Source organism: Clostridium puniceum, assembly GCF_002006345.1.
GTDB lineage: Bacteria > Bacillota > Clostridia > Clostridiales > Clostridiaceae > Clostridium > Clostridium puniceum.
Genome location: NZ_LZZM01000122.1, coordinates 1 through 953, shown reverse-complemented (window position 1 = coordinate 953; position 953 = coordinate 1). Strand labels below are relative to the sequence as shown.

The following is a 953-nucleotide window of genomic DNA, read 5'->3' as shown; positions in this document are numbered from 1 at the left end:
CTGCACCCCTCTGTCAGAATGAAAAATTAATCCTTCTGCAGGGTGCTCTTTATTTATAGCAGCATTAAATGCATCTATAACAAGTTTTCTAGTCATTGTTGAATCCATTGACCAACCAACAACTTCTCTATTAAATAAATCAACAACTGTAGCTAGGTAAAGCCATCCCTCATCAGTTCCTATATACGTTATATCACCTACATAGACTTTATTAGGTTCACTAACACTAAAGTCTTGCTTTAATAAATTTGGTGCTACATTAAGATTATGATTTGAATATGTAGTAGCCTTATATTTTCTTTTAAGCTTACTATGAATATTATTTTCATTCATTAATCTTGAAATTCTATTTTTACTGCAGTTTATACCATCTTTATTTAATTGCTTTTTAATTCTACGAGCACCATATGTACCATACGATTCTTTATGAACTCTTTTAATTTCTTCAACAAGTTTTGAATCATCTTTTTCTCTCTTGGATTTAGGTCTTTTTAACCAACCATAGTAAGAGCTCCTTTTTATTTCTAACACTATACACATCTTCTCCACATGAAATTCGGAGCTATTATCACAAATAAATTGATATCTTATTTCACGGGCTTTGTGAAGATGCATATAGCTTTTTTTAATATAGCATTCTCCTCTTCTAAATCAGCCATTTTCTTTTTAAGTAATCTTAATTCTTCATCATCTGGCTTTAATTTTCCCTTACCAGGAAAAGCATTATCTCCATGTGTTCCGTATTCTTTTACCCATCTTCTTACACTGGCTTCGCTTACGCCAATTTCTTTTGCTACATGAGTCGCTTTTCTTCCTTGCTCTGTTACTAATTTTATTATCTCTTTCTTATATTCTACAGAAAACTCTCTTCTCTTACTCATTTGATAAACACATCCTTCTTTATTGTTATTATAACGTCTTTTCTATGTGTCTATCAAATAGGGTATACTCCA

General features: G+C 31.3%; 1 pseudogene. It reads right to left on the bottom strand.

Annotated features, from left to right (window positions below):
- A pseudogene (locus tag CLPUN_RS09290) lies at positions 1–881 on the bottom strand (IS3 family transposase); the annotation flags it as partial.
- Positions 882–953: the final 72 nt, after the last annotated feature.